At 74.1% G+C, this 15,165-nt stretch carries 16 protein-coding genes and 1 tRNA gene; 10 read left to right on the top strand and 7 right to left on the bottom strand.

Translation table 11 applies throughout. From position 1 onward, the window contains the following. The first annotated feature begins 408 nt into the window (after nucleotides 1–408). From V5D56_RS07875 to V5D56_RS07860, 4 genes are all read left to right on the top strand, one after another. A complete protein-coding gene (locus V5D56_RS07875) occupies nucleotides 409–2,490 on the top strand; it encodes a heavy metal translocating P-type ATPase (RefSeq protein WP_435738488.1) in 2,082 nt (693 codons plus the stop codon). A gap of 161 nt (nucleotides 2,491–2,651) precedes the next feature. Continuing rightward, nucleotides 2,652–3,284, top strand: coding sequence for an alpha/beta hydrolase family protein (locus V5D56_RS07870; protein WP_435738487.1), 633 nt, complete (start codon nucleotides 2,652–2,654; stop codon nucleotides 3,282–3,284). Between the two features lie 65 nt (nucleotides 3,285–3,349). Continuing rightward, nucleotides 3,350–4,156 carry a hypothetical protein gene (locus V5D56_RS07865; RefSeq protein WP_435738486.1) on the top strand — a complete coding sequence of 269 codons (807 nt, stop codon included), beginning with the start codon at nucleotides 3,350–3,352 and terminating at the stop codon, nucleotides 4,154–4,156. Between the two features lie 24 nt (nucleotides 4,157–4,180). Beyond that, entirely contained in the window at nucleotides 4,181–4,402 is a 222-nt protein-coding gene (locus V5D56_RS07860) for a hypothetical protein (protein ID WP_435738485.1), read from the top strand. Nucleotides 4,403–4,511: 109 nt separating this feature from the next. On the opposite strand, the gene V5D56_RS07855 is transcribed toward V5D56_RS07860, so the two are convergent. The 3 genes from V5D56_RS07855 to V5D56_RS07845 all read right to left on the bottom strand — a co-directional run bounded on the left by V5D56_RS07855 (nucleotide 4,512) and on the right by V5D56_RS07845 (nucleotide 6,976). Further along, nucleotides 4,512–4,584, bottom strand: a tRNA-Thr gene (locus V5D56_RS07855). 157 nt (nucleotides 4,585–4,741) lie between these two features. After that, complete coding sequence (locus tag V5D56_RS07850; RefSeq protein WP_435738484.1) at nucleotides 4,742–6,283, bottom strand: alpha/beta hydrolase; 1,542 nt, start codon at nucleotides 6,281–6,283, stop codon at nucleotides 4,742–4,744. A gap of 99 nt (nucleotides 6,284–6,382) precedes the next feature. Next, complete coding sequence (locus tag V5D56_RS07845) at nucleotides 6,383–6,976, bottom strand: hypothetical protein (protein ID WP_435738483.1); 594 nt, start codon at nucleotides 6,974–6,976, stop codon at nucleotides 6,383–6,385. Between the two features lie 130 nt (nucleotides 6,977–7,106). Here V5D56_RS07845 and V5D56_RS07840 point away from each other — a divergent pair, with 130 nt between their 5' ends. The 4 genes from V5D56_RS07840 (at nucleotide 7,107) to V5D56_RS07825 (ending at nucleotide 10,474) form a co-directional block, all read left to right on the top strand. After that, nucleotides 7,107–8,309: a low temperature requirement protein A gene (locus V5D56_RS07840; protein WP_435738482.1), complete on the top strand. Its 1,203-nt coding sequence runs from the start codon at nucleotides 7,107–7,109 to the stop codon at nucleotides 8,307–8,309. Nucleotides 8,310–8,449: 140 nt separating this feature from the next. After that, entirely contained in the window at nucleotides 8,450–8,824 is a 375-nt protein-coding gene (locus tag V5D56_RS07835; protein ID WP_435738481.1) for an SHOCT domain-containing protein, read from the top strand. Between the two features lie 70 nt (nucleotides 8,825–8,894). Next, a complete protein-coding gene (locus tag V5D56_RS07830; RefSeq protein ID WP_435738480.1) occupies nucleotides 8,895–9,884 on the top strand; it encodes a TIGR03557 family F420-dependent LLM class oxidoreductase in 990 nt (329 codons plus the stop codon). 23 nt (nucleotides 9,885–9,907) lie between these two features. Further along, nucleotides 9,908–10,474 carry a hypothetical protein gene (locus V5D56_RS07825; RefSeq protein WP_435738479.1) on the top strand — a complete coding sequence of 189 codons (567 nt, stop codon included), beginning with the start codon at nucleotides 9,908–9,910 and terminating at the stop codon, nucleotides 10,472–10,474. Between the two features lie 10 nt (nucleotides 10,475–10,484). On the opposite strand, the gene V5D56_RS07820 is transcribed toward V5D56_RS07825, so the two are convergent. Beyond that, complete coding sequence (locus V5D56_RS07820; protein WP_435738478.1) at nucleotides 10,485–11,621, bottom strand: DNA polymerase III subunit delta'; 1,137 nt, start codon at nucleotides 11,619–11,621, stop codon at nucleotides 10,485–10,487. Next, on the bottom strand, nucleotides 11,618–12,367 hold the full coding sequence (gene tmk / locus V5D56_RS07815; protein WP_435738477.1) for a dTMP kinase: 750 nt from the start codon (nucleotides 12,365–12,367) through the stop codon (nucleotides 11,618–11,620). The genes V5D56_RS07820 and tmk overlap by 4 nt, the downstream gene beginning before the upstream one ends. Nucleotides 12,368–12,467: 100 nt before the next feature. Here tmk and V5D56_RS07810 point away from each other — a divergent pair, with 100 nt between their 5' ends. Next, the gene (locus V5D56_RS07810; protein WP_435738476.1) at nucleotides 12,468–13,166 is read left to right on the top strand and encodes an HAD-IA family hydrolase; all 699 of its coding nucleotides are present in this window, start codon (nucleotides 12,468–12,470) and stop codon (nucleotides 13,164–13,166) included. 23 nt (nucleotides 13,167–13,189) lie between these two features. On the opposite strand, the gene V5D56_RS07805 is transcribed toward V5D56_RS07810, so the two are convergent. Next, on the bottom strand, nucleotides 13,190–13,675 hold the full coding sequence (locus V5D56_RS07805) for a MarR family winged helix-turn-helix transcriptional regulator (protein ID WP_435738475.1): 486 nt from the start codon (nucleotides 13,673–13,675) through the stop codon (nucleotides 13,190–13,192). 77 nt (nucleotides 13,676–13,752) lie between these two features. On the opposite strand from V5D56_RS07805, the gene V5D56_RS07800 reads away from it, so the two are divergent. Beyond that, the gene (locus tag V5D56_RS07800) at nucleotides 13,753–13,983 is read left to right on the top strand and encodes a hypothetical protein (RefSeq protein ID WP_435738474.1); all 231 of its coding nucleotides are present in this window, start codon (nucleotides 13,753–13,755) and stop codon (nucleotides 13,981–13,983) included. Between the two features lie 82 nt (nucleotides 13,984–14,065). Here V5D56_RS07800 and V5D56_RS07795 read toward each other — a convergent pair whose 3' ends face one another. Then, on the bottom strand, nucleotides 14,066–15,139 hold the full coding sequence (locus tag V5D56_RS07795) for a Gfo/Idh/MocA family protein (RefSeq protein WP_435738473.1): 1,074 nt from the start codon (nucleotides 15,137–15,139) through the stop codon (nucleotides 14,066–14,068). Nucleotides 15,140–15,165 lie beyond the last annotated feature (26 nt).

Below are 15,165 nucleotides of genomic sequence, written 5' to 3'. Positions count from 1 at the left end.
CCGCCGCACCGCGGCACCTCGAGACCGGCAGTCCGGCCCGAGATCGGCACCCCTCCCTGCCGATCTCGGACCGGGCTGCCGGTCTCGTGCGTCACGTCCTCTTGACGAACCGGGAGCACGGGTGCAGTATCGGAGGTAGATACCCCCTGGGGGTATTACCGAAGATCTGGAGGAACGGTGGAAGAGCACGAGGGCCTGCACGAGGCGCACGGCAGCGGTCGGACCGCCGCACCCGTGCACGCATCCCACGGTGACCACGCTCCTGGTGAGCACGCACATCACCCGGGGCACGACGACCACGCCCATGCCGATGGGCATGCCCATGCCCACGGCGAGCAGCAGGGCGAGGAGCACGGCGACCACGCCGGGCACGCAGGTCACGGGGGTCACGGGGGTCACGGCGACCACGTGGCGCAGTTCCGCCGCCTGTTCTGGGTGATGCTCGTGCTCGCGGTGCCGACCGTCGCGCTGAGCCCCATGTTCGCGATGCTCCTCGGGTACGACCTGTCCGACGCCGCGTGGGTGCCGTGGGTCTCCCCCGTGCTCGGGTCCGTCATCTTCCTGTGGGGCGGGCGCCCGTTCCTCACCGGCGCCGTGAGCGAGCTCCGCGACCGGGCCCCGGGGATGATGACGCTCATCTCCCTCGCGATCACGGTCGCGTTCGTGTCGTCGCTCGGCGCGTCCCTCGGGTTGCTCGCGCACGAGCTGGACGTGTGGTGGGAGCTCGCGCTGCTCGTCGTCATCATGCTGCTGGGGCACTGGATCGAGATGCGCTCGCTCGCCCAGACGGCGTCGGCGCTCGACTCCCTCGCGGCGCTCCTGCCCGACGAGGCGGAGCGTGTCGCCGACGACGGGACCGTCACCACGGTCGCGCCGACCGACCTCGGCGTGGGCGACCTCGTGATCGTCCGCCCCGGCGGCCGGGTCCCCGCCGACGGCGAGGTGGCGGACGGCAGCGCCGACGTCGACGAGTCGATGATCACCGGCGAGTCGCGGCCCGTACGGCGGACGGTCGGCGACCCGGTCGTCGCCGGCACCGTCGCGACCGACGACGCGCTGCGCGTGCGGATCACCGCGGTCGGGGACGACACCGCGCTCGCGGGCATCCAGCGCCTGGTCGCCGACGCGCAGTCCTCCTCCACGAAGACGCAGCGCCTGGCCGACCGCGCCGCCGGCTGGCTGTTCTGGTACGCGCTGGGCGCAGCGGCACTCACCGTCGCCCTGTGGCTCCTCTTCGGCACCCCCGAGCAGGCGCTGATCCGCGCCATCACCGTGCTGGTCATCGCGTGCCCCCACGCACTGGGCCTCGCGATCCCGCTCGTCGTGTCGATCTCGACGGAGCGCGCCGCCAAGGCCGGCGTCCTCGTCAAGGACCGCCTCGCGCTCGAGCGCATGCGCACCGTCGACACGGTGCTCTTCGACAAGACCGGCACGCTCACGGCGGGCGAGCCCGTCGTCACGCACCTCGCCACGGCAGGCGGCCGCACCGAGGACGACCTTCTCGCTCTCGCCGCCTCCGCCGAGGCCGACAGCCAGCACCCCCTCGCGCGGGCGATCGTCGCCGCGGCGCAGGAGCGCGGCGTCGACGTCCCGCGCGCGTCCGGCTTCCGGTCGCTCACCGCGGTCGGGGTCGAGGCGACGGTCCCCGGGCCCGACGGTGGTCGACGGGTCGCCGTCGGTGGTCCCGCGCTCCTGCGCGAGCACGGCCTCGACCCGCTGCCCGACGCCGCGGCGTGGGAGCGCGACGGCGCCACCGTCCTGCACGTGGTCGCGGCCCGTGGAGGCTCGGCCGCGTCGGACGGCTCGGCCGGGTCGGCCGCGTCGGACGGCTCGGACGGGTCGGACGGCTCGGACGGCTCTCGCCACGCCGACGCGCCGTCGGCCGTCGAGGTGGTCGGTGCGCTCGCCCTGGCGGACGCGGTCCGGCCGGAGTCGCGCGAGGCGGTCGACGCGTTGCACCGCCGTGGCGTGCGCGTCGTCATGATCACGGGCGACGCCGAGCCGGTCGCGCGAGCGGTCGCGCGCGAGCTGGGCATCGACCAGGTGTTCGCGGGCGTGCGCCCCGAGGACAAGGACGCGAAGGTCGCCGAGCTGCAGCACGAGGGCCGCGTCGTCGCGATGGTCGGCGACGGCGTGAACGACGCCCCGGCGCTGGCCCAGGCGGACGTCGGCATCGCGATCGGTGCCGGGACGGACGTCGCGATCGCGTCCGCGGGCGTGATCCTCGCGAGCTCCGACCCGCGCTCGGTGCTGTCGGTCATCGCGCTGTCCCACGCGTCCTACCGCAAGATGCAGCAGAACCTGTGGTGGGCGGCGGGCTACAACATCGCGGCCGTCCCGCTCGCCGCGGGGGTGCTCGCTCCGGTCGGGTTCGTCCTGCCCATGGCCGTCGGCGCGATCCTCATGTCCGTCTCGACCGTCGTCGTCGCCGCCAACGCACAGCTGCTGCGCCGCGTCGACCTCGACCCGGCCAGGCTCGCCGCGCGCTGACCGTCCCGCCGAACACGGGGTCGGCCACCGGATCTCGACGATTCCGGTCGCCGACCCCGTTCTCGGCGGTCGACAACCCCGCGTTCGGCGCCCAGCCTTCTCCCCGGCGGTCGACAACCCCGTGCTCGGCGCCGAGTCGGTGGCCGCGGGAGACTGGTGCCGTGACCAGTCCGCCCGCTCCGACCGACACACCCTCGCCCGTGGCCGGCGTGCTGCTCACGCCGGGCGCCGGCGCGAGCCGCGACCACCACTCGCTCGTGGCGATCGAGGAAGCCCTCGCGGCGCTGCCCGACCCGGTGCCGGTGCGTCGCGTCGACTTCCCGTACCGCCTCGCGGGGCGCCGCATGCCCGACCGGCCGCCCGTCGCCGTCGCGCACCTGCGCGCGGAGGCCGAGGCGTTCGCGAACGAGCTGGGCGCCACGACGGACCGGATCGTGCTCGGCGGCCGGTCCTACGGCGGTCGGATGTGCTCGATGGCCGTGGCCGAGGGGCTGCCCGCGGCAGGCCTGGCGCTCGTCAGCTATCCGCTGCACCCGCCCGGCAAGCCGGAGCGCCTGCGCACCGAGCACTTCCCGGACCTGCACGTCCCGACGCTGGTCGTGTCGGGACGGACCGACCCCTTCGCGTCGCCGGACGAGTTCACCGAGCACCTCGCCGCGATCCCCGGACCGGTGACGCGCGTGGAGCTCCAGGGCGCGCACGACCTCCGCAACCAGGACGGTGCGGTCTGCGAGGCGGTCGTCGCGTGGCTGGGCGGCCTGGGTGGCCCGAGGAGCGGGTCGCCGAGCAGGTGATCACCGCCCGCCGGAGCACCGCCGTCCAGGGTGGCGCTCGCGGCTGCGTACGATGTGGCCCGACCGTGCTGCCCGACCCGGAGGTGCTCATGCGCGCCGCAGCCCGAGCTGCCGCGACCGTTCCGCTGGCGGCCCTCGTGCTGGCCGGGGGCGCGGCGCTCGCCGCGCCCGCCCTGGCCGCGGACGGTGACGGCGGCGGTGACCTCAGCGTCTCGACCGACGGCGTCACGTTCGACGCCGCGCGCCTCGCCGACGAGCGGGGCTGGCTCAGCTACGCGGTGACCGCCCCCGACGGGTCCCGGACGAGGCTGCTCGGGAACGGGTACTCCCCGGAGGACACCGCGGACGGCCACCTCGAGCTCGACATCCCTGAGCGCGGCGCCTACCGCGACGGGTGGTGCGTGACGTGGGTCCACGTGACCGGCGTCCGGGACCAGTTCGCCGGCTGGGCCGGCGACTCCCCGGTGTGCACGACGGCGCCCGCCGCGACCCCGTCGCCGACGGCCCAACCGACCGCCCAGCCCTCCGCGGAGCCGGCGCCTCCGCCCGCGGCCGCCGCTGCGCCGTCGGCTCCCGCCGCGCCTGCGGCTCCGGCCGAGCCGGTCGTCGCCGAGCCGGAGCCCGTCGCCCCGGCGCCCACGGAGACGCCGACCGCGACCCCCACCGAGACGCCGGCCGCGAACCCGTCCCCGAGCGCAGAGACCACGAACGACCGGCCCGAACCCTCCCGGACGCCGCTCGTCACCGCGGGCGAGCGCAGCGCGCCCCCTGCGCCCGGGAGCACGTTCCCGACCCTCGTGATCGCCGGTGTGGGTGGCCTCGTCGCAGCCGCCGCGGGCGGGGCGATCCTCCTGCTGCGCCGGGCGGGCTGAACGGCCCCGTGGCAGGGTGGCGCCATGACGTGGACAGCACGCTTCGTGGGCGGCGACCTCGACGGCCAGGTCTCGACGCTCGACGACGACGCCCTCGACTGGTCCGGCCACTACGTCCACGACCCGGCCGAGGGCACGACGACGCACATCCTCACGCAGTCCGACGCGCCGCAGCACGTCCAGCGGTACGAGCGCCGTCCGGCGCCGGACGGGCAGACGGACTACCTGCTCGCGCTCGTCCCCTGACGACGCACGCCTGCGAGGAGCGGGTGTCGGACGTCGCAGCGGACCACACCGTGCTCGCTCAGGAGACGACGAAGGCCCGGAACCGTTGAGGTTCCGGGCCTTCTGCCTGAGCCGCCTATCAGAATCGAACTGATGACCTATTCATTACGAGTGAATCGCTCTACCGACTGAGCTAAGGCGGCGTGCTGCAGTCGGGCTCGCTCGCGCGAACCGCCGCAACGATCGCCTACTGTACCCGGCGATCGGCCCAGACTCCAAAGCGGCTCGGGACCACCGTCCGGACGGGCCCCTCGGCGTCCCCGGACAGGCGCGCGGCGCATCCGCGGAGACGTCCCGAGGTCAGCAGGTCAGCCCGTCCTCGGGGACCGTCCCGTCGACGAGGTAGGCGTCCACGGCGTCGCCGACGCACGCGTTGGAGCGGCCGTAGGCGGTGTGCCCCTCGCCCTCCCACGTGACGAGCACGGCCGAGTCGAGCGCCTTCGCGAGGCCCTCGGACCAGACGTACGGCGTCGCGGGGTCGTTGGTGGTGCCGATGACGACGACGGGCGCGGCGCCGGTCGCGTGGACGTCGAACTCCTGGTCGACGACGGGGTACGGCCAGTCGGCGCACGTGAGCGCCCCGTAGGCGAAGAACGAGCCCATGGTCGGCGCCTCGACCTCGAGCCGCTCGCGCTGCTCCTCCATCGTCGCGGGGTCGGGGTCCTGCCGGCCGTCGAGGCAGCCGACGGCGCGGAACGCCTCGGTGGAGTTCGTCGCGAACGACCCGTCGGGATTGCGGTCGTTGTAGAAGTCCGCGAGGTACAGCAGCGCCGTGCCGGTCCCCTGGTCGAGCGCCTCGGTGAGCGCCTGGGTGAGCACGGGCCAGCTCTGGTCGTTGTAGAGCGTCACGGCGATGCCGTAGAACGCCAGGGTGGACGTGAGCCGACGGTCGGAGCTCGTGGGCAGAGGGTTGGCCTTGGCGGCGTCGAGCAGGGCCCGCACCTGCCGCATCCCCTCGTCGACGTCCCCGCCGAGCGGGCACGACGCCCCGGCCTGGCAGTCCTCGACGTAGGCGCGCAGCGCGTTCTCGAACCCGACGGCCTGCTGCTCGCTCGTCTCGCCGGCGGACAGCGTGACGTCGATCGCGCCGTCGAGCACGAGCCGGCCGACCTTGTCCGGGAACAGGCCCGCGTAGGTCGCGCCGAGCTGGGTGCCGTAGGAGTAGCCCAGGTACGCGAGCGTCTCGTCGCCGAGCACCGCACGCAACATGTCCATGTCGCGCGCCGCGCTCTGCGTGTCGACGTGGCCCAGCAGGTCGCCGGTGTTCTCCGCGCACGCCTCGGCCCACTCGCGGTAGGCGGCCCGGCGCTCCTCGAGCCCGGCCTCGCCGTCGGGCACGTCGTACTCGGTGGACAGCGCCTCGTCCTTGGCGGCGTCGTCCAGGCACGCCACGGGGTCGGACTGCCCGACGCCGCGCGGGTCGAAACCGACGAGGTCGTACGCCGCCTTGACGGGCTCCCCGATGAACTGCGCGGCGTCGCCGACGAAGTCCACGCCCGACGCACCGGGACCGCCCGGGTTGGTCAGCAGCGAGCCGATGCGGTCGCCGCTCGCGGGCAGGCGCTTGAGCGCGATCCCGATCTCCCCTGCCCCGGGGTCGTCCCAGGACAGGGGGGCACGCGCCGTCGTGCACTCCCAGCCGCCCTCGCAGTCCTCCCAGGCGAGGGTCTGTCCGTAGAAGTCCTCGAACCCCTCCGGACCGGTCTCGCCGGTCCCCTCCTGTGCACCGGCGGACGCGACGGCGTCGGCCGGGGTCTGCACCTTGGGCGGCACGGAGCAGGCCCCGACGACGAGGGCGAGCGCGAGCGACGAGGCGGCCAGTGCGGCGCGGCGGGACTTCACCCGGACACGGTAGCCGCTCCGCTCGTCCCTCCTCGCAGGGGTTCGACGCGCTGGTCGTCCTTCCACACGCTCTTCACCGCAACCGCCGGGCGGGCGGGACTACTGCTGCTCCACCCACGCCGCCTCGCCCGTCGCCCCGTCGACCGCGGGCGGCACGACGACGCTCCCCTGGTCGCCGAGCACGGCGGTCACCTCGGCGGACGCGTCGACGTCGTCGGGCACGGCGACGACCGACGTCGCCGGGACGAGGTCCATCGTGCAGACGGAGTCCGCGGGGATCTCGACGAACGTCACCACGACGTCCGACCCCTGGACGGTGGCGTCCGGCTCCGCGACGAGGGGACAGGTGCTCGACCCGTAGGTGACGACGTACAGCAGTCCCGGCTCGGCGCTCCACGCCGCACCGGTGCCGCCCTCGTTCAACCCGTCGACGCCCGACGGCAGCCCCTTCCCGGTCGCGCCCGCCTCGATCGGCATCGACGCGGCGTCGGGCGCCATCGACGGCGTGCCCTCGGTGGGCTCGGCCGTCGTCTCGTCCGTCGTGCTGTCGTCGGACGGCGACTCCGACGTCATGTCGTCCCCACCGCCGTCCGTGGACGTCGCGCACGCGGCGAGCGTCGATGCGGCGAGCGCCAGCCCGACGGCCATCGACAGGCGGATCGCGCGGTGCGGTGCGCGGCGGGTGGGGACCATGGTGTCTCCTAGCGTCGGAGCGGGTCGGACTGACGGGCTCATCCTGGCGCACCCCGACCGGAACGGCACGTGCGAGCGGACGGCCGGCCGGACCTGGCTCGACGCCGGCACCGGTGGCACGATCGCTCGCATGACCGACCGACCCGTGGCACGCCTCCGCTGGGGGCTGCGCACCGACCTCCTCCGACGCGGCGAGGGAGAGGACTCCAGCAGGGTCGGGTACGTCGAGCTCTTCTTCGACCTCGTCTTCGTCTTCGCCGTCACCCAGCTCTCGCACCTCCTCATCGCGCACCCGGGTCCCGAGGCCCTGGTCCACACCCTGGTGCTGGGCCTCGCGGTCTGGTGGGTGTGGGTCGACACGATGTGGGTGACGAACTGGCTCGACCCCGAGCGTGCCCCCGTGCGCGCGATGCTCGTCGTGCTCATGCTGCTCGGTCTCGTGATGGCGAGCGCCATCCCGGAGGCGTTCGGGGAGAAGGCTCTGCTCTTCGCCGTCTGCCTGGTCACCATGCAGGTCGGTCGCAGCGTGTTCACGGGCCTGGCGATGGCGCGCCACTGGCCGGAGAACGCGGTGAACTTCGTGCGGATCACGACATGGCTGGTGGTCTCCGGCGCCGTGTGGGTCGCGGGCGCGCTCGTCGAGGAGCACCGGCTCGCCCTCTGGGTCGTGGCGGCGGCGATCGACGTCGCGGGGCCCCGAGCCATGTACTGGGTGCCCGGTCTGGGGGCGTCCGACGCGCACACCTGGGCCGTGCGGGGTCAGCACATGGCCGAGCGGGTCAGCCTCTTCGTGATCATCAGCCTCGGCGAGTCGATCATCGTCACGGGCTCGGCCTTCGCGGAGCTTCCCCTGGACGCGACGACGTTCTCCGCGTTCGCGTCGGCGTTCGCCAGCACGGTGCTCATGTGGCTGCTCTTCTTCGACCGCTCCGAGCGCCGGGCGACCGCGTTCTTCACCTCGCGCGACGAGACCGGGATGGTCGCGCAGACGGCGTACACGTACGTCCCGTTCGTCATCGTGGCGGGGATCGTGCTCACCGCCGTGGCGGACGAGCTCGTCCTGCTCCACCCGCTGGGGCACGACGGCCACGCCGACGCCTGGACGGCGGGACTCGTCTGCGGCGCGGCCGCCACCTACCTGACGGGGAACGCCCTCTTCCGCAGGGCGACGGGTGGCGCGTGGTCGCTCCCCCACCTCGTCGGTGCGGCCGTGCTCGGGGTCCTCTTCCTCGCGCACGGAGTGCTCACCCCCCTGGCCCTCAACTGGACGTCCGACGCCGTGCTGCTCGCCGTGATCATCGGTGACGTGGTCCGCGCCCGCCGGGCCCCGTGACGTCGCCGGAGCGGTGCGGGCGGGCGATTTCTCCGGTTCGCCGCGCGCGATCCGACCGGGGTCGCTAGGTTCGGCGCTGCAAGCCTTCGCGCGGCGACCGTTCGCGCAGGATGCGGCACTCGTCGAGAAAGGGCGGACCCGTGGACTTCTGGGACTTTTTCTGGTTGCTCGTCTGGAGCTTCTTCTTCATCGCGTATCTGATCGTCCTCTTCCAGATCGTCGCGGACCTGTTCCGTGACCGGGACCTCTCCGGCTGGTGGAAGGCGGTGTGGATCATCTTCCTGATCTTCCTGCCCGTGCTGACCTCGCTCGTGTACCTCATCGCGCGAGGCCGGGGGATGGCCGAGCGGCAGATCGCGGCCGTGTCGCAGGCCAAGCAGGACACCGACCAGTACATCCGCCAGGTCGCCGGCTCCTCGCCGACGGACGAGATCGCGAACGCCAAGGCGCTCCTCGACTCCGGCGCGATCACGCCCGAGGAGTTCGCGCACCTCAAGGCGAAGGCTCTCGCCTGACCTCTCGCGCACCGACGACGGCCCGGTAGCCCCGCGTGCGGGTGCTCCCGGGCCGTCCGACGATCGGGACATGACCCGATTCGGATACACCCTCATGACCGAGCAGTCCGGCCCCAAGGAGCTCGTGGGCTACGCCGTCGACGCCGAGCGGCTCGGCTTCGACTTCGAGGTCTCGAGCGACCACTACTTCCCGTGGCTCGACACGCAGGGCCACTCCGCCTACGCCTGGTCGATGCTCGGTGCCGTCGCGCAGGCGACCGACCGCGTCGACCTCATGACGTACGTGACGTGCCCCACCGTGCGCTACCACCCAGCCCTCGTCGCCCAGAAGGCCGCGACCCTCAGCATCCTGTCCGACGGCCGCTTCACGCTCGGCCTCGGCGCCGGCGAGAACCTCAACGAGCACGTGGTCGGCAAGCGCTGGCCCGCCGTCGACGAGCGGCACGAGATGCTCGCGGAGGCGGTCGACATCATCACCGAGCTCTCGACCGGTGACTTCCTCACGTACGTCGGTCACCACTTCCGCGTCGACTCGGCGCGCGTCTGGGACGTGCCCGACGAGCCCGTGAAGATCGGCGTCGCCGTCTCGGGCGAGCAGTCGGTCGGACAGTTCGCGACGGTCGCCGACCATCTCATCGCGACGGAGCCCAAGGCCGACCTCGTGCAGCAGTGGGACGCGCTGCGGGCCGACGCGTCGCTCGAGCCGTCGCGCAAGATCGGCCAGATCCCCATCTCGTGGGACCCCGACGCCGACGCCGCCGTGCAGCGCGCGCACGAGCAGTTCCGCTGGTTCGGCCTGGGCTGGCCCGTGAACGCGAACCTGCCCACCACCGAGGCGTTCACCAGGGCGTCCTCGTTCGTCCGTCCCGAGGACGTCGCGGGCTCCATCCCGTGCGGCCCCGACCTCGACGCCGTCGTGGACGCCGTGTCCGCCTACTGGGAGGCGGGCTTCACCGACATCGCGATCGTCCAGATCGGCGACGAGAAGCAGCAGCAGTTCCTCGACGAGGCCGCCGGGCCGCTCCTCGACAAGCTCCGGTCCGCCGCTCCCTCGTCCTGACCCCGGCGGGGGAGAATCGGCCCGTGAGCAGACGAGACTCGCGGGTCGCAGGCGCCTCCCGGCCGTCCCGGTCCGGTCGGCGGGCACCGCGTGGAGGGGCACGTGGACGAGCGCCCGGTCGACGACGACCCGACGGCAACCCGCCGCTGCCACCCTGGGGCGGTCTCCTGCTCGCTGCTCTGCCGGCGGCGCTCGGCGGCCTCGTCGTGTGGCGAGGCGGGGACGACCTCGCCTCGGGCGACCCGGCGGCGATCTTCCCGATCTCCCTCCTTCTCGGCCTCAGTGTGAGCGGGGTCGTCGGCGCGCTGTCCTTCGCGATGCGCCCCCCGCACGCGGATCGCTGGTTCCGCGTCGCGGCGTTCCTCGGGAAGGCGACGGTCGTGGCGTTCTTCGGCGGGGTGATCGTGCTCGGGCTCGTCGCTCCGGCTCTGCTCGCCTCGCCGGGCTCTGGTCGCGCCCCGGACACGACGGGCGAGGCCCGCGTGACGGGGCTCCTCGCGCTGGTGGTCGTGCTCGCCGTGGGCATCCCCGCGATCCTCGACCGTCGGCGGGCCCGTGCTCAGCGCGAGCGCGGACGTCGCCGGCGCTGACGGTCGGCGGTCAGCCCTGCGGGCGCAGCGCGACGGTCATGGCCTCGACCGCGAGCAGTGGCGCGACATTGCCTTCGAGCCGCTCGCGCGCGACGCCGATCGCGTCCATGCGCCGCACCGTCTGCTCGGGCGTCGAGTCCTCGGCGAGCGCGCGGACCGCCTCGGCGAGACCGGTGTTGACCAGCTCGACCTCGGCGCCGAGCTGGACCACGAGCACGTCGCGGTAGAGCGAGAGCAGGTCGACCATCGCGCGGTCGAGCACGTCGCGCTGGTGCCGGGTCGCGCGGCGCTTCTGGTCCGCCTCCAGGTCGCGGAGCTGCGAGCGCAGCCGTGGCGGCAGCGTCTCGCCGTCGGCGACGCCGAGCGCTCGCAGGAGCTCCGCCTTCTCGCCCGCGTCGCGCTCCTCGGTGGCCGCCTTCGCCTCGGCCTGCGCGAGCTCCACGAGCTCCCCGGCGGCGAGCACCGCGTCGCCCACGCCGCGGATCCTGTGGGCGAGGGACAGCACCGAGCTCCGGCGCTCGCGCGCGCCCGCGTCGCGCGCGAGCCGGCGCGCGAGGCCGATGTGGCTCTGCGCCGCACGCGCCGACGCCTCGGCGACGGCCGGGTCGACCCCGTCCCGCGCGACGAGGAGCCGCGCCACGGCCTCGACGGGTGGGACCCGCAGCACGACGCCGCGGCAGCGCGACCGGATGGTGACGAGCACGTCCTGCGGGCTCGGGGCGCACAGGACCCAGACGGTGTGCGGCGCGGGCTCCTCGATCGCCTTGAGCAGCACGTTCGTGGTGCGCTCCGCCATGCGGTCCGCGTCCTCGATCACGATGACGCGCCGTCGGCCCTGCGAGGGGCTGCGGCTCGCCACGGTGACGAGGTCGCGCACCTCGTCGATCTTGATCGTCACGAGCTCGGTCGCGACGAGCGTGACGTCGGGGTGGGTGCCGGCGAGCACCGTGCGGCACGCCTGGCACCGGCCGCACCCGCCCTGCTCGCACTGGAGCGCGGCGGCGAACGCGCGCGCGGCGTTGGAGCGGCCCGACCCGGGTGGTCCCGTGAGCAGCCACGCGTGGGTCATCGCCGCCGGGTCGGCCACCGCGGCGCTCAGCGTCGCGACGGCCTGCTCCTGCCCGACGACGTCGTCCCAGACGCTCATCCGTCCACGCCCCGCCGCAGCGCACCGGGCCTCGCACCCGGCTGGTAGCCGAGCGCGCTGTCCGAGTCGTCGAACCCGTCGTCCGGACGCGCCTCGACCGTGTCCTCGGCCTCCTCCACGACGGGCGTCAGCTCGAGCCGCGCAGCGACGTCGACGCGGATCTGGGCCTGGAGGTCGTCGACGGGCGCCGCGGCGTCGAGCACGACCCAGCGCTCCGGCGCGGCGGCGGCACGCGCGAGGAACGCCTCGCGCGTGCGGCGGTGGAACTCCGCGCCGGCCCGTTCGAGGCGGTCGTGCGCGCGGCGGATCCGCGCCGACGCCACGGACGGGTCGAGGTCGAGCAGGATCGTCACGTCGGGCAGGAGGTCCTGCACCGCCCACCGCGAGATGAGCTCGACCTCGTCCGCGCCGAGCTCGCGCCCGCCCGCCTGGTACGCGACCGACGAGTCGAGGTACCGGTCCGTCACGACGATCGCGCCGCGCGCGAGGGCCGGGCGTACGAGGCTCGCGACGTGGTGCGCCCGGTCGGCGGCGTAGATCAGGGCCTCGGTGCGCGGGTCCATGTCCTCGCCGTGCAGGACGGCGGCGCGCAGCTCCTTGCCGAGCGTCGTGCCGCCCGGCTCGCGCGTCAGCACGACCTCGCGGCCCGTCAGCTCGCCGAGCCACTGCCCGAGCAGGCGCGACTGCGTGGACTTGCCGACGCCGTCGCCGCCCTCGAACGAGATGAAGTACCCGGGTGCGCTCACGGCGTCCACCCTAGTCGCGGCGTCGGACAGCCACACCGTCCCCGGAGGGCCGCGCGGCCGTCCCGGCACGTGGGCGTGGTGGCGGGTTAGCCTCGGGACCATGCCCCGCCCTGCCACGATCCCCGCTCCCGGTGCCGCGTTCGCGGACCGCACGTTCGACGCCGTCCTGTTCGACATGGACGGCACGCTCATCGACTCCGTGCCGGCGGTGGACCGCAGCTGGAAGCGCTGGGCGGCCGAGCAGGGGCTCCCCGACCCCGAGGACTTCCAGATCCAGCACGGGACGCCGGCGCGCACGCTCATCGGGACGCTCCTGCCGGCCGACCGCGTGGAGGCCGCCTACGAGCGGATCCACGAGCTCGAGCTGGTGGACAACGAGGGCGTGACGATGCTCGCGGGGACGCGCGAGGCCCTCACGACGCTCCCGGCGGAGCGGCAGGCGATCGTCACGTCGTGCACGACGCCGCTCGCCGCCGCCCGCATGGCGGCGTCCGGCCTCGTGGCGCCGTCCGTCGTCGTCACCGCCGACGACGTCGCGCGCGGCAAGCCCGACCCCGACCCGTTCCTGCTCGGCGCCGCGCGGCTCGGCGTGGACCCGGCGCGGTGCCTCGTCGTCGAGGACGCCCCGGCGGGCATCGCCGCCGCACGCGCGGCCGGCTGCGCGGTGCTCGCCGTGACGGGCACGCACTCCGCCGAGGAGCTCGCGGCCGCCTCCCCCGCCCCGGACGCCGTGGCGACGGGCCTGGCCGCGGTGCGCTTCGTCGTCGGGCCCGACGGCGTGCGCGTCACCGACGCCTGACCGCTCCGCGAGGGCGGGAGGTGTCAGTACACGCCCGCGCGCAGGGCCGCGGCGACGACCTTCGACGCCGCGGCGTGCACCTCGGCGAGCTCGTCCAGGTCCAGGCCCGTCGCGGCCACGATCGCCGGCGGGATGCGCTCGGCGTCCCGACGGCGCGCGCGCCCCGCGGGGGTGAGCGTCACGCGGACCTGGCGACCGTCGTCGGGCGAGCGCTCGCGCCGCACGTAGCCGAGCGTCTCGAGCCGCTTGAGCAGCGGCGAGAGCGTCCCGGCGTCGAGGTGCAGGCGCGTCGCGAGGTCGCCGACGGTCGAGGACGTGCCGGCGGCGTCGTCCTGCCACAGCGCGAGCAGCACGAGGTACTGCGGGTGGGTGATGCCGAGCGGCTCGAGGAGCGGCCGGTAGAGGGCGACCATCCCGCGAGCCCCGGCCGACAACGCGAAGCAGACCTGCGCCTCGAGCGCGAGAGGGTCGGCGAGGGTGGCGCTGCCGGGGTGGGAGGTGTCCGTCACGTCGCCAGGGTAGCCCGGATCGCGCTATCGTGTGGTGCACCAATGATTGGGGCACCAAACAACGAGGGCGGGCGGCGATGACCAAGAGGTCGGCGAGAAGCACCAGGCCGAAGGACGGGCGCTCGCTCGGCATGCGCATCACCGAGCGGTTCCTGCCGATCTTCGGCCCGGCCCAGCTGGGACGTCACGACGCGGACGGGCGCGGGGTGTCCGACGCCGAGCGCGAGCGCGACCAGGAGCTGCGGACGCGCTTCGAGCGGGTGACGGGCCCCGACGGCCGCAGCTACGTCGTCGAGCACACCGACTGACCACGAGATCGACCCGTACGTCTCCAGGTCGACCCTCTGAAGGTCGATCTCGGGACGTTCGGGTCGATCTCGGCGCGCGGACTCACTCCCCCGGGTACACGACCCCCACCTGGCGGCGCACCTCGTCGAGCGTGCGCATGACCTCGAGCGTGCCGTCCCACGACATGCGCGGGCTCTGCGTCTCCCCTGCCGTGACGCGCCGTGCGACCTCGGCGGCCTGGTACTGCTTGCCCTCGCCCGAGAACCCGTCGTAGAACCACGACGACCCGTCGTTGCGGACCACGCGGAACGACGTCGGCGCGTAGAACGCCCCCTCGACCTCGATGCGCCCGGCCGTCCCGGAGATCACGGCACCCGTCGCGGTGCGCGACCACAGCGTCGTGGAGAGCGTCGCCTGGGCGCCGCCCTCGTAGCCCAGCACGATGCTCACCTGGCCGTCGACGCCCGTCTCGGTGAGCGCCCCCACCGCGGTGACCGACGACGGCGCGCCCAGCAGGTCGTGCGCGAACGACACCGGGTACACGCCGAGGTCGAGCAGCGCACCGCCCGCGAGCTCCGCCGCGTAGAGCCGGTGCGCCGGGTCGAACGCGAAGAGCTGGCCGTGGTCCGCGCTGAGGTTGACGACGTCGCCGATCTCCCCGCGTGCGATCACGCCGCGCAGCGCCGCGACGTGCGGGAGGAACCGCGTCCACATCGCCTCCATGACGAACACGCCGGCCTCGCGCGCGGCGTCGAGCACCTCGCGCGCCTCCGCCTCGTTGCGCGTGAACGCCTTCTCCACGAGGACGTGCTTGCCCGCGTGGATCGCGAGCAGGGCGTGCTCGTGGTGGTGCGAGTGCGGCGTCGCGACGTACACGACGTCGACCTGCGGGTCCTCGACGAGCGCCTCGTAGCCCTCGTGGGTCGTCGGGACGCCGTGCGACGTCGCGAAGCGCTCGGCGCGCACGCGGTCGCGGGACCCGACGGACGCGACGCGGCTCTGCGTGTGCCGGCGCACCGCCTCGGCGAACGACGACGCGATCCCGCCCGCGCCGAGGATGCCCCACCGCACGGTCGGCGCGGACCGGGGGTCGGGCACGAGACCGGACAGCTCGCCCGGGACGTCGGCGGGCAGGTCGTGGGCGGTCAGGGCACGGGGGACGGCGGCGTCGCTCATGGCCACACCGTATCCCGGTGGGAGCG

This window comes from Cellulosimicrobium sp. PMB13, from assembly GCF_051294865.1.
Lineage (GTDB): Bacteria > Actinomycetota > Actinomycetes > Actinomycetales > Cellulomonadaceae > Cellulosimicrobium.
Note: the sequence above shows the minus strand (reverse complement) of the source record. Positions and strands in the feature narration are given on the sequence as shown.

Coding starts and splice junctions, on each gene's coding strand:
- V5D56_RS07860 (WP_435738485.1), top strand. CDS start 4,181: ATGACGTGGACAGCACGCTTCGTGGGCGGCGACCTCGACGGCCAGGTC.
- V5D56_RS07845 (WP_435738483.1), bottom strand. CDS start 6,976: ATGGTCCCCACCCGCCGCGCACCGCACCGCGCGATCCGCCTGTCGATG.
- V5D56_RS07840 (WP_435738482.1), top strand. CDS start 7,107: ATGACCGACCGACCCGTGGCACGCCTCCGCTGGGGGCTGCGCACCGAC.
- V5D56_RS07830 (WP_435738480.1), top strand. CDS start 8,895: ATGACCCGATTCGGATACACCCTCATGACCGAGCAGTCCGGCCCCAAG.
- V5D56_RS07820 (WP_435738478.1), bottom strand. CDS start 11,621: ATGAGCGTCTGGGACGACGTCGTCGGGCAGGAGCAGGCCGTCGCGACG.
- V5D56_RS07810 (WP_435738476.1), top strand. CDS start 12,468: ATGCCCCGCCCTGCCACGATCCCCGCTCCCGGTGCCGCGTTCGCGGAC.
- V5D56_RS07800 (WP_435738474.1), top strand. CDS start 13,753: ATGACCAAGAGGTCGGCGAGAAGCACCAGGCCGAAGGACGGGCGCTCG.
- V5D56_RS07795 (WP_435738473.1), bottom strand. CDS start 15,139: ATGAGCGACGCCGCCGTCCCCCGTGCCCTGACCGCCCACGACCTGCCC.